Source organism: Mycobacterium sp. (genome assembly GCF_019243155.1).
Lineage (GTDB): Bacteria > Actinomycetota > Actinomycetes > Mycobacteriales > Mycobacteriaceae > Mycobacterium.
The window spans coordinates 1-15,836 of record NZ_JAFAUS010000345.1; the positions used below are offsets into that span (position 1 = coordinate 1).

The following is a 15,836-nucleotide window of genomic DNA, read 5'->3' on the forward strand; positions in this document are numbered from 1 at the left end:
TGCTGCACGTCGTAGAAGCCTTCGCCGTCGCTGTGCCAGGTGTCCACTTTCGCGCCCGCAATCGGCTCGCCCTGTTCAGTGACGACCCGGCCGGTCACGAACATCGGTGTGCCCTCAACGCCGTTGGCGATGTCGGATCCGTTGGCAGCCGTCGGGCGGCCCTCGACGTAGAACGGACCCAGTAAAGCGGAGTCGGTCACCGATCCCCCGGCGTGTTCGTTGATCTTGTCCAACAACATCGACAGGCCGAGGATGTCGGACGCCAGCACGACTTCTTGCCGCGTCGGTGTGGAGATCTTGCCGAGCCGTTCGATGAAGGCCATTGCCGTGAACCATTCGTCGCCGGTCAATCGCACCTCACGTGCGAAGTCATGGATGTGCTGCACCAGGCAGACAAACAACTGCCGGAAGCGCTCGTCGGTTGAGGTGTCGAAGGTCCGCTGCACGGCCTCGGTGATTGACTGCTCGGTCAGGTTGCTGGACATGTCAATTGCCTTTCACGGGTGGATGACGACACGGCCGATTTTGTGGTCCGCCACGTGCTCGTATGCCTGCCGGGCATCGTCGAGCGAATACGTGGCGCTGACGGGAAGCGGGCGAAACTGGCCCGAGTCGAAATACGGCCCCATCTGCTCCAGGCGACGCGCGCAGTCGACGACCCCGAGTTGGGTGCTGTCAATGCCAAAAACTCGGGTTTCATTGCGGTACAGAGCCTTAAGATCGATCTCGACCATTCTGGAACCGGCGGCGCTGATCACCACGAGCCTGCCGCGGTGGGCGAGCGAGGCCAGCGCGGCCGGTGTGGTCACCCCGCCCACCGCGTCGTACACGATGTCGGCGCCCTTGCCGCCGGTCAGCCGCTTGACCTCGGCCCCCACGTCGGCGGCGGGGTCGAGGGTGACGAACTCATCGATCACGGCCGCGGCCGGAGTCTCCGGGTCGGGCGTGCGCCTGCCCACGCCGATCACCTTGGCGCCCAGAGCGCTTGCTATCTGGGCGACCGCGCCACCTACTCCCCCCGAGACCCCAAAGATCGCGATCGTCTCGCCGGGCGCCAGCCCGGCGGTTTCAACCGCGCCGTACCAACCCACCACGAAATTGACCCCGACGGCCGAGGCCTCATCGAAGCTCATGCGCTCCGGCTTGCGAACGAGGGCTGCTGCCGGCACGGCCAGCAGCTCGGCGTGTGACCCGAGGCGGGTAAACCCTACGTCTCCACCCGTCCCCCACACCGCGGCCCCGAGCCATTCGGGTGGTCCGCTGACGACAACGCCGGCGAAGTCACGTCCCGGGGTGCACGGCAAGACGGTCCATTCCATCGACCCCGCGACGTTGGCCACGTCGGAGGGGTTCACCGAGGCGGCCTCGACTCGGATCACCGCGTCCTGCCCGGCCGGGTCGGACATGTCCACGACGCGCAGGACCGCGGGGCTACCAAACTCGTCGAAACGCAGAGCCCGCATGATCCATATCCTCCTGCGCATCGGGAGCCGACCGCGAATTCCGGGTCGCATGATTATCCAAAAAGCGATAGCACATGTGCTATCGCTTTGGCCGCCGAAGCGCCAACGCCCGCGTGCCGCTAGGGTTGACCACGATGGCTGCCCCCAAGCTGACAATCGGCTGCTTTCGGTACGAAACGACGGCCGCCCTGTTCGATGGAAACGTCGCCGTCGACGGCGCTGACATCAGCATGAAGACCGCTCGAACCATCCCGGAGATCTTCGAGCGCATGATGCGAGACCGCGAGTTCGACGTGTCCGAATTGGGATTGACGTTCTACCTCCGTACCTTCGGCGACGACTCGCCGTTCATCGCGATGCCGATCTTTCCCAACCGGGTCTTCCGGCACTCGTGCGTCTTCGTGAACGCCGACAGCGGGATCACGCAGCCGAGCGACCTCGTCGGAAAGACCATCGGCGAATTCGGCATGTACAGCCAAGATTCCGGTGTGTGGGCCAAGGGAATCCTGATGGACGAGTATGGGTTTCGGCCGGAGACTAATCGGTGGATCATCGGCGGACTCGACCATCCGGCGCCGCCCTTCGATTTCGTGCCACAGACGCACGCAGACAACGTCGACGTCTCGCCCGCGCCCGAGGGCGAAGCTTTAGGGCCGATGCTGGAAGCGGGCAAGATCGATGCCCTGTTCAGTGCGAACGTGCCGCAGTGCGTGCTGGACGGGTCACCGACGGTGCGTCGACTGTTTCCAGACTTCGAGGCAGTGGAACGCGACTACCACCGCCGGACCGGAATCTTTCCGATGATGCACACCATCGTCATCCGGCGTGACTCGGTGGCTGCGGAACCGGGCTTGGCCCGTGCGATATACCGTGCGTTCGTGCAGGCGAAAGACGCTGCCGCCGAACGCTATCGGGTCGGCCGGCGGATCTTCGAGGTGCAGAGCATGGCGCCGTGGATGAACGCCCTCTTCGAGCGCAATATGGAGCAGTTCGGCCAGGACTGGTGGCCATACGGGATGGCGGCCAATCGGACGGCGCTGGAAGCGAACCTGCGCTATCAGTTCGAACAGGGACTGGTGGATCGACGGTGGGACCCCGACGAGGTCTTCCTACCGGCGTCACTGGACAGCTGACCGGCTCAGCTGGCCTTTTCCAGCCGGAACGGCAGCGCGATCACCAACGCCTTATTGATGCCGCAAGCGCCGCTGTCCCCGGAGGTCTGATCCACGCCTGCGAGGATGTTTGAACCCCATGTGACCAAACCTCTTTCGTCGACCGGATAGAACCGGTAGATCTGGTGTCCGGTGCGAGCGTTGCCGTCCGCGCACGGCTCCCAATTTCCGATGTCGCGTTTGACGACGTATTCGCTGCCATGTAGGTTCACGTCCGCGCTCCACCCTTGGTCGCTGACGACCCGCCCGGTACATTCGACCGGAGTGCTGCAGGTTGTGGTGATCGCCCACTTACTGCGGACCGTGCCCTCGGAGTGATACACGTCGTTGGTTTTCGCCCAGTCACCGTTGGAGCTGGCGAGGTAGGTGCCGTTGAGCCCCCAGTCATCCCCGGTCGCCGCCGCGGTCGGCACAGGTGCACCGACGAGAGCCAGCACCAAAGCTACAGAGGCGAAACGCATTTCGTTATCGACTAGTTGATGGGCGTGAACTTGAGGTGGAGTTCGTTGAGCCCGCGCAGGATGTAGGTCTGTGCATAACCGTAGCGGCGGTCGCCGATAGGCCCATGGTGGGCTTCGTCGGCCCGGATGTCGCCCATCCGGTCAAGGATTCGCTCCAGCGAGACGCGGCCCTCGACCCGCGCCAGCGGCGCGCCCGGACACGTGTGCACGCCGCGGGCGAACGCGATGTGCTCACGGACATTGCCGCGGTCGAGCCGGAATTCGTGCGGGTCTTCGAAACGTCTGGGATCACGGTTGATTGCGCCCGGAGCGACCATGACGGTGGTGCCGGCAGGGATGTCGACGCCGCCCACGCAGGTCGACCTTCGCGCCAACCGGAAGGTCGTCTTGACCGGGCTTTCCATCCGCAGCGTCTCTTCGACGAAGACCGGTATCAAGGCACGGTCGTCGCGCAGCGCCTGCTGCAGATCCGGCCGATCGCAGAGGATTCGCAACGCTGCGCCAAGAAGTTTCGCGGTGGTTTCCTGACCGGCCCCGAACAAGAAGGTGGCCGTGCGCACGACGTCGACGACCTCCGGCGTGGATCCGTCCGGGTATTTCGCCGCAGCCAGATCACTCAGCACGTCGCCGCGCGGTTCGCAACGCCGGTCCTCGATGTAGTAGTTGAACTTCTCGTCGAGAAAGTCCAGCGGGTTGATCGCGGCGGGGTCGTGCTCCAAATTGCCAACCGTGTGGGACTTTCCGAACACGGCGCGGAATTCGTCGTGATCAGACTCGGGCACACCGAGCAGGTTGGCGATGGCCAGCAGCGAGTACGGTTTCGAATACGCCTCGAGGAACTCGCATTCGCCGCTGTCGACGAATTGATCGAGCTGCTCGTCGGCGAGGCCCCACAGGAAGTCCTGATTCTCCTTCAACCGCGCGGGCGTCAGCAGCCGGCTCAACACGGAGCGCGCCCGGGTGTGATCCGGCGGGTCCATCGTCACCATGTGCTCGTGCAACGGCATTCGCGTGCGAAACTGCTCGATCAGGCCGCTGATGTCGTCGCCCGACGGTTCGAACGGCAAGGACGGGAACGGCCCGCCCACCGCAACGCAGCTCGAGTACGAGTCGACGTCCTTGTACAGCGCCATGGCCTCCTCCCAGCCGGTGACGGCGACGACGCCGTGATGCGGCTCCCGCACCACCGGCCCCTTGGCGCGCAGGAAGTCGAAATACGGGTGGGGGTCGGGCACGAACGCCGGATCGGTGAAGAAGTCCTGGGCATCGAAGTCGGTCACTGGAATCCCTTCTCTCAAAACGCCTGAGCGCTGTAGGCAACCGCACCGCCGAAGTGTGGCGACGAGTGGCACGCCAGGCCGATCGTTACATTGTCGCGCTGCCGGTCGCCGGCCCTTCGCGCCAGCTGCAGATAGCACTCGAGCATCTGCGGAATGCCGTGCATGCGCCCGTTGCCGAGCGCGCCGCCGCCGGACAGCGCGGGGATGCCGCCGCGGTCGCTGTCGATTCCGCCCGCCTCGACGAACCGGTGCGCCTCTCCCGGCGGGCAGAGGCCGAGCACCTCCAGCCAGAACCAGACGAACCGCGAGAACCCGTCGTAGAGCTGTGGGAGGTCGACATCCGCGGCCGTGATGCCCGTGTGTTCCCACAGCCGCCGAACCGTCAGCGCGCCGCCCTCGATGATGTCGTCCAGCGGCCAGTGCAGCGGAAGGCGTTGTCGGGCGGGCATTCCGGACGCGTACCCGGCGATGTACACCGGCGGATGCGGCAGGTCCCTCGCGCGCTCGGCGGAGGTGAGCACGAACACGGCCACGCCGTCGACGGGAATATCGCAGTCGTAGCGGCAGACCGGGTCGAAAAGCATTGGTGCCTCTACGTACTCGTCTGAGTCCAGCGGCCGGTCGCGCCAGTATGACCATGGGATGCGCGCGCCGTTCTTGCGCGCCTCGACGACGACTGCGGCCATCGATTCCCGCTTGGCGCCGTAGCGCTGCAGGTACTCGTTGTAGGGCAGGGCGATCATCGCTAGTGGCCCGAAAAAGCCTTGCGGCGCAGTCCATTGCATGGGGCCACGCGCCTCGTGCATGGGGTTGGCGTGGTAGCGCCCGGCGGGGTTGTGCAGGGCACGGTGCAAGAGCACGTAGTCGGCGGCGCCGCTGGCGACGGCGTTGACGGCGATGGCGACCGAGCCGGTGATCTGGCCGATGCCGTCGAAGCCGGCGACGTAGTGCGGGGTGGCGCCCAGGTTCTGCGCGAGCCAGGCCGACGACACGGTGCTGATACCGTCTTGTGCGCCTTGGCCTCCCGCGCTGGGCAGCAGGCTCGAGCTGACGAAGCCGTCGATTTGGTCGAGGCGCAGTCCCGCATCGGCGATGGCGGCGCGGGCGGTGTCGACGGCCAGCGCACCCAGCGGCCGGTCGGCGCGCCGGCAGATCTGGCTGTGGGCATAGCCGGCGATGGCGACCTTGTTCCGCGCTGCGAACGTGCCGGTCATGCCAGCTCGAATGCGGGAACGGCCACGCCGGGTGCCAAGTCTTCGAAGCCGACGACAACCGTGTCGCCGACGTGCAGGTCCGCGCCGACACCGTCGAGCAGGCGACCAATTAGTCGAAGCTCGACCTGTTCGACGAGTTCGACGTCGACGAGCACGAAGGGCAGGTCGTCGTCGAAGCCGGGCAGGAACGCCTGGCGCACCACGGTCCACGACCGTACGGCGCCGCGGCCGCTGACGGGTGCGAACTCGAACGCGGGATCGGTTGCGTGGCAATGCGGGCACACCACACCCGGGGGCATGGTGCATTGCCCGCAGCGGTTGCAGCGGGCAACGGTCAGGACGTGCTCGGCCGCTGCCGACCAGAAGGGCGCCGAGGATTCGTCGGCAACCGGCAGCGGCCGCCCGGTCACGGGATGACCCCGTCGTCGGCGAGCGTTGAAATTCGGTCCCAGTCGTAACCCAGCTCGAGCAGTAGGGCCTCGGTGTGCTCGCCGTGCTCGGGCGCGCGTCGCATCGGCGGCCCCTGCTGGTCGAGTTGCAACGGAACGGCGGGCAGCCGGTAGCTCTGCCCGTCCTCGAGGCGTACCTCCCCCACGTAGCCGTTGGCGACCACCTGGGGGTCCTCGACCACCTCGCTCACGGATTGCACTGGGGCCCAAGGCGCGTCGAGCTTTGCGAGCAAAGCCTTCCATTCCGCGAACGTGCGGGTCGCGAAGAGTGCGTCGAGTTCGGCCACGCAGGCCTGGCTGTTCGTGCGCCGGGTGGCCATGTCGGCGAAGCGCGGATCTTCGGCGAGGTCGTCGCGGTCGACCAGCCGGCAGAATTCGGGCCAGTAGCGGTCGGCCTGCAGGAACATCAGCTGGATGTGCCGGCAATCCTTGGTCCTAAAGTTTCCGATGAGCGGGTTGACCTGGGGACCGCGGCCGCCCACCGGCCCGACGTCGCCGCCGTTAAGTACGGCCAATAGGTCCGACGACAGCATCCACATCGCGGTCGCCAGCAGCGACACATCCACCACCGACCCGACGCCGGTCTTCGCTCGCTTGAGCAGAGCGGCCGCGATGCCGAAAGCCAGTGCCATGGCGCCGTTTCGGTCGCCCATCGCGCCGCGCTGGCTGATCGGGTAGTCCCGCTCGGGCGGGGTCAGGATATGCCCGACTCCCCCGCGTGCCCAGAACGCCGAGCTGTCGTAGCCGGGCTGGTTGGCGTCTGGGCCGTGTGATCCGAAACCGTGGCCACGCGCGTAGATCAGGTTCGGGTACCGCTCGCGTAACGTGTCGGCGTCGAGGCCGAGCCGGCTCAGCGCGCCGGGGCGCAGGCTGGTGAGGAAAACGTCCGCGGTGTCTAGCAATTCGTGCAGCACCGCCACGCCGCCCTCATGCCGCAGGTTCAGCGCGACCGACCGCTTTCCGCGATTGGCAAGGGCCATCGACAGATTGACGCCATCGCGGTCGGTGCCGATGCCCTGGGTCGCCAGCCCGCGATACGGGTCGCCGTTTAGGCGTTCGATGCGGATGACGTCGGCACCCCAGTCTGCCAGTAGCGCACCGGCCACTGGCACGAACACCCATTGCGCCAACTCGACGACACGCACCCCGTCAAAAGCCTGCTGCACTAATGCCTCCTGTGATCGGCGACCGCGGTGCCGAGGCGATGCAGCAGCGTCTCGATGATGGCAGGCTGCACTTTTGTGGTGATGCCCCAGAGAAAGAACCCGTGCAGCATGCCGAACGCGATGGCAGGCCAGGCCTCTTCCCACGACGGCGGCGTGACGCCGTACGAAACCAGCGCGTCGAGGTAGTGCTGCAGTAAGTCCCGCTCGTTCCTTCGGCGTTCATCGACGGTCAACGTCGAGGCGATGTGATAGCCAACGTCGAGGTACCAAGCGCCGCGTTGGACGAGTTGCCAGTCGACCAGGGACGGAGTCCCGGCGGCGTCGAGGAACACGTTGCCGACATGGGCGTCGCCGTGGATGACGCACCACGGCCCGACGGTCGCCACCGCGATCAGGCCGCGGTAGGCGTCGACGAGTCCGGCCGCGTCTCGCACCTCGGCAGGTGTGCGCTGCCCGTTGGGCCCGTTGAGGTTTCGGTCGATGATGTCGAGGGTGGCCGGCTCGCCCCAGACCTCGAGGACGCGCCCCAGCCGTGGGTCCAGCCAGGGCTCATCGGCCCAGCGCGCCGCATTCCATGTCGTGGCGTGCAGCCGGGCGAACTCGGCGAGGGTCTGCGCGGTCTGGTCGGGCGTGTAGGTGGTGATGGCGTCCAGGAACGAACCGCCGTGCGACACAATGTCTTCGGTGATGATCACCCCATGCTGGGTGGTCGGGTCGACGTCGGCGTAGACGCTGCGCAGCGTGCGCACCCCGGTGGCGGCGGCCAGGTCCCGATAGAAGTAGGCCTCGGGCGCCCCGATGTAGCGAGCTGCCCGGCCGATGTCGTTGAAGTAGCCCTTGACGCAGAGGCTCTGCGAGCTACCGTCGGCTTGCTCGATCGAAAACCGTGCGTTCGTGGAGATCCGGTCGACGACGGGTCCGGGCGTCACGGCGACGACGCCGACGCCCAATGCCGAGGTGAGCCATTCTGAAGACAGCGCCTGCTCGAGGCTGTCCGGCACGGGCACGGTCGTCAAGCTCATGCCGGTGCACCAATCTGTGCAAAAGCCGCGTGCGCCTTGGCCGTCTGAGCCTCCAGCAGCGCGGCGCGGTCGTCCGCGAGCAGGAAGCCCGCGTCAATGGCGGCGTCGAGGCTGATCGTGAATTCGGCGAGGTAGGTCTCCACGCCTCCGTAGCGGCCGGACAGGACCTCGTACGGCAACGCCACCTCGCGTCCCGCGAGCTTGCACAGCGGCCCCGGCGTGGAGTGCGCTTCGTAGCGCGCGATCGGCACGTCGAGGAATGGTGAAGGCACGCCGCCGATCGCGTTGCCGAACCGGTCGACCGCAGCTTCGGCGACCACGTCGTCGACGCTGAGCGCGATGCGTGGCGCCTTCGGCGGCGCGATGTCATCCTCGGCCCAGCGGAACAGGTTGCGCAGCGCGGCACGGACAAAGGCCGACATCGGGAAGCTCGAACCGTTCCCGTCGCAGCCAACGATTTTCGCGGCATGCGGTGCGCCGGCGATCTCGTACAGCCGGAACCGGTCCCCGACCTCGTCGCTGTCCTCGCGCCGCACGGACGCGCTGCCGGGATTGACAAAGTCTTCGAAACTGAATCCGTCGACGTCGCTTTGCGGTTGGATCTCGACGACCGGCGCCCCGACCGCCGGCATCGGGGCGTATTCGAAGCGCGGCAGGCCTTCCCCAACAGTGAGCGGTGTCAGGCTGGCCGCGTGCGACGCGGGGAAGAACCCGTCGTAGACCGTGCGGAATGCCGCAGCGAAAGTGGCTGTGTCGACGGCACTTTGCGAGTACCCGCCAAGATAGACATGCCGGACCGGCAGGTGACCTAACGGGCTGTGCTCACCGCCCTGCTTGACCAGCGTGCCGATCGTGTGCAGCAGGTCCCACACCAGGTCGTTGGATCCGATGTCGATGTCACCGTAGCGCGTCGGGTCGCGCCGCTTGAGTTGCTCCGAAGACCAGGCGCGCACGCTGATCCCGACCCACGCGTCACCCTCGGTCTGCAGCATGTCGCCAACGTGCAGCCACAGGGCGTCCCGGTCGACGCCGTAGGTGGTGTTGAACGGCTCGACGACGGCCCGGCCGCTGAAGCGGGACAACTCTTTTGGATAGCGGACCAGGACGCGGGTGACGTAGGCGTGTCCGTCGCCGACGACCGTGGCGGGCCCGGTAGCTGGGCCGGCGTAGGTACAAGCCGTGCCGGCGAGCATGTACTCGGCCTCACCGTAGTCGGCGGCGAGCTCGGGAGCGTCGTCGTCGAAGTCGGATGACCGTGGTGGCACCGCGCTGGTCTCGGCGACCCCAGCGCCCACCGGCATCGGTAGTAGCCGCGTCACTGGGCCATCCGCGCCGCCGCCCGTTGTATCGCGTCCATGCACTGCTGCAGCGCGAAGGCCGGATTGAGCTCGAGCGCCCTGGTCGGTTCGGGATAGATCAGGACGTGGCCAGCCGGGAAGAAGTACGCCTCGCCCGCGGTCGCCGTCTCGTCCGGCCAGTCGGTGTTGGGATAGGTTGCGCGGATTGACCCTTCGAAGATGTAGCCGTAGTGCGGACAGGTGCACACACCGCCGGGGAGTCCGCCCATTTGATAGAGCTGCGTGCAGTCCACGCCCTCGGTGATCGTGTAGCCGATCTCCATGTCGCCCCACCGCGCCGAACGGAAGCCGTCGCCGGCCATGGGCCATCGCCCACCTCCCGCGCTCGGCAGCTCTTCGGGTTTCGCGTGCGGCATGGCTTCCTCTATTTCTTCCGGGCTGTCGCTTTCGGTGTGCCGCCCAGCGCGGTGAGACAGAACTCCCACAGGTGGTCCGTCGCTTCGGGTTCCAGTGGCGCATGGGCGTGGTAGTGGTACACGGACCGCACCAGTTCGGCGATGAACCAGGCGGCCCATTCGGGATTGGCGGGCGCCAACAGCCCCGCATCCGCGCCGGCGCTGATCTCGGCGAGCAGCAAGTCGACGAAAGGCTTTTCGGCCTCGGCGAGTTCCTCGGGGAAGATCTGGTGCAGCCGCCAGTGCGTCGACACGATGAATTTGGCCGTGCCGCCCGCGCCCGCTTCGGAGTCGAGCACCTCGATGACGGTGGTGATGTAGAAGCGCAACCGCGCTACCGGATCCGGTAAGTCCTTGGCTGCGTCCGCCCAACGGGTGCAGGCGTCGTTCATCGCGTCGGCGAGCACGGCCAGCAGCAGTTCGTCCTTGCTGGCGAAGTAGCGGTAGAACGTTTGCAGTGCGACGCCGGCCTCCTTGACCAGCTCCTGCGTGGTGAACGCGTCGCCCTTTTCGCGGATCAGCCGCAGCGCGGCGTCCAGCATCAACCTGACCTGGTTGGCGATCCGTTCGCGTGAACGCTGCACCGCCGCCGATCGCTCGGCGGCCCGTTGCTCAGCCCGTGACACGGGTGAAATGCTAGCCGGGGTCATGTCGGCGTGAGGACAACCACGGGAATGTCGCGGTCGGTTCGTGACTGATAGACGTCGTAGTTCGGCCAGACCTCGGTGACAATCTGCCACAGCCGCGCCTTCTCGTCGGCGGTCGCGGTACGCGCCGTGACGGCCATTTCGTCGGCGCGGACCTGAATCCTGGCCTGCGGGTTGGCTTGTAGGTTCAGGTACCACATCGGGTGCTTCGGCGCGCCTCCCATGGACGCCACTACGAGGTAGTCGTCGCCATCACGGGCGAAGATCAGCGGCGAGGTGAGTTCGCGGCCGGTGCGGCGCCCGGTCACGGTCAGCAGCAGCGTCGGCGCGCCGTTCCAGATATAACCGGCCTCGCCGCCGCTCTCTCGATACGCGCGGACGTGATCCTCACCGAGGAGAGTGATGTCGGGTTGTGTGTATTCGGGCATGCTCAACCTCAGGGGTTATCGAACAGAACGGGTATGGCGGTCGCCCCACGCTCGTACATTCCGACGAAGCGGGGTGGTTCGGCGTCGGGATCCAGCCGCAGGTTGGGAAATCGGTCCAGCAGCGCCGAGATCGCGATCGTCATCTCGGCGCGGGCCACGTGCATGCCGAGGCAGATATGTGCGCCCTGCCCGAATCCCAACGACGGCTTGAACTTTCGAGTAATATCGAATTCGTCGGGCATGTCCCATCTGGACGGATCCCTGTTGGCCGCGCCGAGCGCGAGATGCACGACGGACCCGGCGGGAATTTCGAGGCCACCCAATTCGGTGTCGGCCATGACCCAGCGGGAGAACATCGGATCGGTCGGCATCCACCGGATCGCTTCCTCGATCGCCGCACGCAGCAGCTGCCGGTCCGCGCGGACTGCCTCGAGGAGTTCGGGCCGTTGCAGCAGCGTCGTCAGCGTGGTGCCCATCTGCTTCCACGTCGTGCCCGAACCCGCGCCGAGCAACAGCAGCACGAAGGAATCGATCTCGCGATCGGTGAGCCGGTCTTTGACGCCGTGCTCATCGGTCAACTCGGCTTGGACTAGGATGCTGATCAGGTCGTCGCGTGGCTCCTCGCGGCGCGCGGCGATGACCGGCTGGAGCAGGTCGACCACCTTCTGCGGATCCCTCGCCAGCGCCTCGCGGATATCCAGGGCCTGCTCGACGGGCACACCGAAACTGCCGGTGATGGTGAGCACCGGGATGGCCGCGCAGAAGTCGACGTTGAGCTCGGCACGCCCCTCGTGGGCGAGGCCGTCGATGAGCAGGTTCACCGTCTCGGTGATCCAATTGTCAATCCACCACTTGCCATTCGACGACAGGAACGACGGTTGGACGAGTGCGCGGTAGCGCCGGTGCTGCTCGCCGTTCATCGAGAGCATGCTGTTGGTCAGGCCCAGTGGACCATTGTCGAGGTCGATGGGCACCGGTGACGACGCGAACACGTCCGGGTTGCGGTAGGCGGTCATGCAGGAGTCGTAGTCGAATACCGTGAAGTGCGGGCTGTCCGGGTACGGCAGCCCGTGAAAGAACATCATGTCGGTGCTGCCGGTCAGCTCATGCAGAACGCCGGGCAGCACCGGACCTTCTTCGCGCAACCGGTGCCAGGCCGGATACGGATCGTCCTGGTAGGCACCACCGCTGAACGCGTTGTAGGAGCTGCGCAGGTCGAACAGCTCGCGCAGGCGGTCGCGATCCAGTGCGGGAGCTGTCATTTGGCCACGAACCCGCCGTCGACCGGCAGCGCCACCCCGGTGACATTGCGTGACGCGTCGGAGACCAGATACAGCGCGGCCTCGGCGCAGTCCTCCGCCGTGATGGCGCGCCCGAGCGGATGCTGCCCGCCGACGGCCTCGGCAATCTGTGCCTGCTGCTCCGCGTCGACCTGCAGCCCGCCCGCTGCCATGAAGCCGGTCAACGGCATGGCCGCCGGGCAGATGGCGTTGACGCGAATTCCGAAGGGAGCGGCCTCGATTGCGACCGCCCGGGTGAGCTGGATGACCCCGCCCTTGGTGGCGCCGTACACCGAACCGCCCCAACCCACCAGGCCCGCCACCGAGGCGGTGTTCAGGATGACGCCGCCTGGTGATCCGGAAGAGCCCTGCTCCTTGAAGCGCAGCACCGCGTACTTGCACCCGAGAAAGACTCCGCCGAGGTTGACCGCGACCAGGCGGTTGAAGTCCTCGAGCGTGTGCTCCTCGAAGATCATGCCGAGCCGCGGCGTCGGGATGCCGACGTTGTTGAACAGGATGTCCAGCCGGCCGTACTGGTCGACCGCGGCCGCGATCATCGCCTGAACCTGCTGCTCGTCCGACACGTCGGTCCCAACGGCGATGGCGGTGCCGCCGGCCGATTCGATCTGGCGCACAGTCTCTTTCGCGTGGTCGAGGTCGATGTCGGCTGCGACCACCCGGGCGCCTTCCTCGGCGAACCGCAGCGCCGATACCCGGCCGACCCCGGAGCCCGCGCCGGTGACGATGGCGCTCTTGCCGTCCAGTACCCCGGGCATCAGGCGCTAGCCAAGACGGGGGGCTCCGCCGGCGTGAACCGGTACAGCCGTTCGGCATTGCCGCGCAGCAGCTTGTACTGCACGTTCTCCGGCAGATCCTTCATGGTGTTGCGGGCGACGTCGATGCAGTCCGGCCAGGTGGAGTCCGAGTGCGGATAGTCGGTCTCGCACATGATGTTGTCCTCGCCGATCTCGTCCAGGCTCCGCACGGCGTGGCGGTCCTCGATGATGCAGCCGTAGATGTGGTTGCGGAACGTTTCCCGGATGTCGAGCGTGTCAAGGTCGATGGCATTGCCGGCGCCGGCGTGGGTGTCGAACTTCGCGCCGCGCATCACCCAGTACCGCTGCTTGTCGAGCACCTGCTCGGCGCGCTCCAAAAAGTAAGGCATCCAGCCGACTTCACCCTCGGACAACGCGATCTTCAGCTTCGGGTAGCGCTGGAACATCCCGCTGAACAGCCAGGACAGCATCGTGCCCGACGTGCGCGACGCACCCCAGGTCAGGTTCGCCATGAAGGGCGCGTCCGTGCAGATCTTGGGCAGCGTCGACGACGACCCGACGTGCATGCTCGCCACCATCTCGAGCTCGTTGGCCGCCGCCATCACCGGCTCCCAGTAGCCGTTCGCATCGTGAATAGTAGGCAATCCCAACGGTTCCGGGTTCTCCGAGAACGCGAATGTCGTGACGCCCTTGGCCACCATGCGCTCCATCTCCGTGGCGGCGAGTTTCGGATCCCACATCGGGATCAGCATCAGCGGAATGTAGCGTCCGGGGGCGGCACCGCACCATTCCTCGACCAGCCAGTCGTTGTAGTGCTGCAGGCATTCGAAGCCGAACTCGCGGTCGCTGGCCTCCATGAACAGCTGCCCACAGAAACGGGTGATCGTCGGAAAGCACAGTGACGCAAGCACACCGGAGCGGTCCATATCCTCGACGCGAGCCTTAGCGTCGTAGCACCCCGGCCGCATCTCCGAATACGACAGCGGCTCCGGGCTGAACTCCTCCTTGGACTTGCCGACGACGGCGCTCAGGCCCGAGTTCGGGTAGTGCTTGCCGTCGTAGACCCAGTTGTCGATGCCGTGGTCGTTCTTCTCCATGTGCGGGGCACGGTCACGGTCCTTGGCGGCGACCCGGTCGACCCACAGATTCGGCGGTTCGAGAATGTGATCGTCAACCGAGATCAACCAGTTCAGGTCGTATTCGCTCACTTCAACTCTCCGATCGACATGTGCTTCACCTCTTGAAACTCGCGGATTCCGTCCGGTCCTCGTTCGCGGCCCAGCCCGCTCTGCTTGTAGCCGCCGCTGGGCGCGTACGCGGAGAAGACCGTGGTGTTGACGTTGACGGCGCCGGTGCGCAGCCGACGCGCGACTTGCATCGCCGCCGCCGCGTCGGTCCCGTACACCTGGCCGGACAGCCCGTAGATGCTGTCGTTGGCGATCGCCACCGCATCGTCGATGTCGCGATAGCCGAGGACGCCGATGATGGGACCGAAGATCTCGTCCTGCGCCGCCGGATTCGAATTGTTAGGCAGGTCAAGCACAGTGGGCTCGAAGAAGTAACCGCGGTCCAGACCGGCGGGACGGCCGCCTCCGCTGAACACCTTGCCGCCGTGCTCCTCCGCGAGCCTCACGTACTGCTCGCACTTGTCGCGCTGCGCGGCGCTGATGACCGGGCCCATGGTGATCCCGGGCTCGGTGGGCATGCCGACCTTGATCGCCTTATACGCGGCGCTGACCGCCTCGAGCACTTGGTCCTTCTGGTCCTGCGGGACGAGCATCCGGGTCGCGGCCACGCAGGCTTGGCCGGCCGTCGTCGCGATAGCCATCGCCGCGCCGGCGGGTGCCCGCTCCACCGCGTCTGGCAGATAGATCTGCGCCGACTTGCCGCCGAGTTCCAGCGACACCCGTTTGACCGTCGGTGCCGCCTGGGCCAGGATCTTGCGTCCCGCCACCGTCGAGCCGGTGAAGGACACCATGTCGACGCGCGGGTCGCTGGTGAGCAATTCCGCACCGGCGATGCCTGACTCGACCACCACGCTCAGCACGCCCGGCGGCAGGCCCGCGGCGTCCGCGGCATGTCCAAAGATCAGCGACGAGATCGGTGTCAGCGGGCTGGGCCGCAGGATCACCGAATTCCCTGCCATCAGTGCGGGAATCAGCTTCTGGAAGCCCATGATCAACGCCGCGTTGTAGGGCGTGATCGCGGAGACCACCCCGACCGGCTCGTGGCGGCGAACGCTCAACGCGACGCGGCCACGCACCAGGTCGTCGACGGGAACCGGACTGGCTTCTTCGTGGGACATCGACAGGTAGAGGTCGATGGTCTGCCGGGCGATCATGATTCCCGCTGTCAGCTGGGTCATTTCGGCGAAGAATGCCGGTTGCCCGGCCTCGGCGACCAGCGTGGGCACCAGGACGTCGCGGACGCCGTCGACGTGGTCGATGAAGGCGTGCAACATCCGCGCTCGCTCGCTGGCTGGCATCTCGTCCCACGCGCCGTCGTCAAAGCTGCGGCGTGCCTCGGCGATTGCTTGTTCCACCTCGGCCAGCGGCGTCGCGGTGATGTCGGCGACGTGGGTTTCATCGGCTGGGTTCTCGACGCTGACCACGTCATCGCCCGTGACCCATCGGCCCGCAACATAGGTGCGCTGCTCCGCAAGGATAGTCACCAATGACTCCTAAACATCAGGTGGCAGTAGAACGATATTCTTGTTTTCCCAGAA

At 66.3% G+C, this 15,836-nt stretch carries 17 protein-coding genes; 1 reads left to right on the plus strand and 16 read right to left on the minus strand.

What is annotated here, in order from left to right; translation table 11 throughout:
* Both JOZ00_RS17820 and JOZ00_RS17825 read right to left on the minus strand, forming a co-directional pair.
* A partial coding sequence (locus JOZ00_RS17820; RefSeq protein WP_293345900.1) for a dioxygenase occupies positions 1 to 485 on the minus strand: 485 nt, incomplete at its 3' end.
* Positions 486 to 497: 12 nt separating this feature from the next.
* On the minus strand, positions 498 to 1,463 hold the full coding sequence (locus tag JOZ00_RS17825; RefSeq protein ID WP_293345902.1) for a zinc-binding alcohol dehydrogenase family protein: 966 nt from the start codon (positions 1,461 to 1,463) through the stop codon (positions 498 to 500).
* 134 nt (positions 1,464 to 1,597) lie between these two features.
* Here JOZ00_RS17825 and JOZ00_RS17830 point away from each other — a divergent pair, with 134 nt between their 5' ends.
* Entirely contained in the window at positions 1,598 to 2,596 is a 999-nt protein-coding gene (locus JOZ00_RS17830) for a 4,5-dihydroxyphthalate decarboxylase (protein WP_293345904.1), read from the plus strand.
* Between the two features lie 5 nt (positions 2,597 to 2,601).
* Here the strand turns inward: JOZ00_RS17830 and JOZ00_RS17835 are convergent, their stop codons facing one another.
* From JOZ00_RS17835 to JOZ00_RS17900, 14 genes are all read right to left on the minus strand, one after another.
* Positions 2,602 to 3,096 carry a hypothetical protein gene (locus JOZ00_RS17835; RefSeq protein ID WP_293345906.1) on the minus strand — a complete coding sequence of 165 codons (495 nt, stop codon included), beginning with the start codon at positions 3,094 to 3,096 and terminating at the stop codon, positions 2,602 to 2,604.
* A gap of 11 nt (positions 3,097 to 3,107) precedes the next feature.
* A complete protein-coding gene (locus JOZ00_RS17840) occupies positions 3,108 to 4,376 on the minus strand; it encodes a cytochrome P450 (protein ID WP_293345908.1) in 1,269 nt (422 codons plus the stop codon).
* Positions 4,377 to 4,390: 14 nt separating this feature from the next.
* Positions 4,391 to 5,590, minus strand: a complete 1,200-nt coding sequence (locus JOZ00_RS17845; protein WP_293345910.1) for a thiolase family protein — start codon at positions 5,588 to 5,590, stop codon at positions 4,391 to 4,393.
* Positions 5,587 to 6,000, minus strand: a complete 414-nt coding sequence (locus JOZ00_RS17850; RefSeq protein WP_293345912.1) for an OB-fold domain-containing protein — start codon at positions 5,998 to 6,000, stop codon at positions 5,587 to 5,589. The genes JOZ00_RS17845 and JOZ00_RS17850 overlap by 4 nt, the downstream gene beginning before the upstream one ends.
* A complete protein-coding gene (locus JOZ00_RS17855) occupies positions 5,997 to 7,205 on the minus strand; it encodes a CoA transferase (RefSeq protein WP_293345914.1) in 1,209 nt (402 codons plus the stop codon). Before JOZ00_RS17855 ends, JOZ00_RS17850 begins: the two co-directional genes overlap by 4 nt.
* Positions 7,205 to 8,227: a phosphotransferase gene (locus tag JOZ00_RS17860; RefSeq protein WP_293345916.1), complete on the minus strand. Its 1,023-nt coding sequence runs from the start codon at positions 8,225 to 8,227 to the stop codon at positions 7,205 to 7,207. Before JOZ00_RS17860 ends, JOZ00_RS17855 begins: the two co-directional genes overlap by 1 nt.
* Positions 8,224 to 9,546, minus strand: coding sequence for an alpha/beta hydrolase domain-containing protein (locus JOZ00_RS17865; protein ID WP_293345918.1), 1,323 nt, complete (start codon positions 9,544 to 9,546; stop codon positions 8,224 to 8,226). The genes JOZ00_RS17860 and JOZ00_RS17865 overlap by 4 nt, the downstream gene beginning before the upstream one ends.
* The gene (locus tag JOZ00_RS17870; RefSeq protein ID WP_366022354.1) at positions 9,543 to 9,848 is read right to left on the minus strand and encodes a hypothetical protein; all 306 of its coding nucleotides are present in this window, start codon (positions 9,846 to 9,848) and stop codon (positions 9,543 to 9,545) included. Before JOZ00_RS17870 ends, JOZ00_RS17865 begins: the two co-directional genes overlap by 4 nt.
* Before the next feature lie 101 nt (positions 9,849 to 9,949).
* Positions 9,950 to 10,564, minus strand: coding sequence for a TetR/AcrR family transcriptional regulator (locus JOZ00_RS17875; protein WP_293345948.1), 615 nt, complete (start codon positions 10,562 to 10,564; stop codon positions 9,950 to 9,952).
* A 62-nt stretch (positions 10,565 to 10,626) separates the two neighbouring features.
* Positions 10,627 to 11,055 carry a nitroreductase family deazaflavin-dependent oxidoreductase gene (locus JOZ00_RS17880; protein WP_293345922.1) on the minus strand — a complete coding sequence of 143 codons (429 nt, stop codon included), beginning with the start codon at positions 11,053 to 11,055 and terminating at the stop codon, positions 10,627 to 10,629.
* 8 nt (positions 11,056 to 11,063) lie between these two features.
* Positions 11,064 to 12,317, minus strand: coding sequence for a cytochrome P450 (locus JOZ00_RS17885; RefSeq protein WP_293345924.1), 1,254 nt, complete (start codon positions 12,315 to 12,317; stop codon positions 11,064 to 11,066).
* Positions 12,314 to 13,111, minus strand: coding sequence for an SDR family oxidoreductase (locus JOZ00_RS17890; protein ID WP_293345926.1), 798 nt, complete (start codon positions 13,109 to 13,111; stop codon positions 12,314 to 12,316). The genes JOZ00_RS17885 and JOZ00_RS17890 overlap by 4 nt, the downstream gene beginning before the upstream one ends.
* The gene (locus JOZ00_RS17895) at positions 13,111 to 14,319 is read right to left on the minus strand and encodes an amidohydrolase family protein (RefSeq protein WP_293345928.1); all 1,209 of its coding nucleotides are present in this window, start codon (positions 14,317 to 14,319) and stop codon (positions 13,111 to 13,113) included. The genes JOZ00_RS17890 and JOZ00_RS17895 overlap by 1 nt, the downstream gene beginning before the upstream one ends.
* On the minus strand, positions 14,316 to 15,782 hold the full coding sequence (locus JOZ00_RS17900) for an aldehyde dehydrogenase family protein (protein WP_293345930.1): 1,467 nt from the start codon (positions 15,780 to 15,782) through the stop codon (positions 14,316 to 14,318). Before JOZ00_RS17900 ends, JOZ00_RS17895 begins: the two co-directional genes overlap by 4 nt.
* Positions 15,783 to 15,836 lie beyond the last annotated feature (54 nt).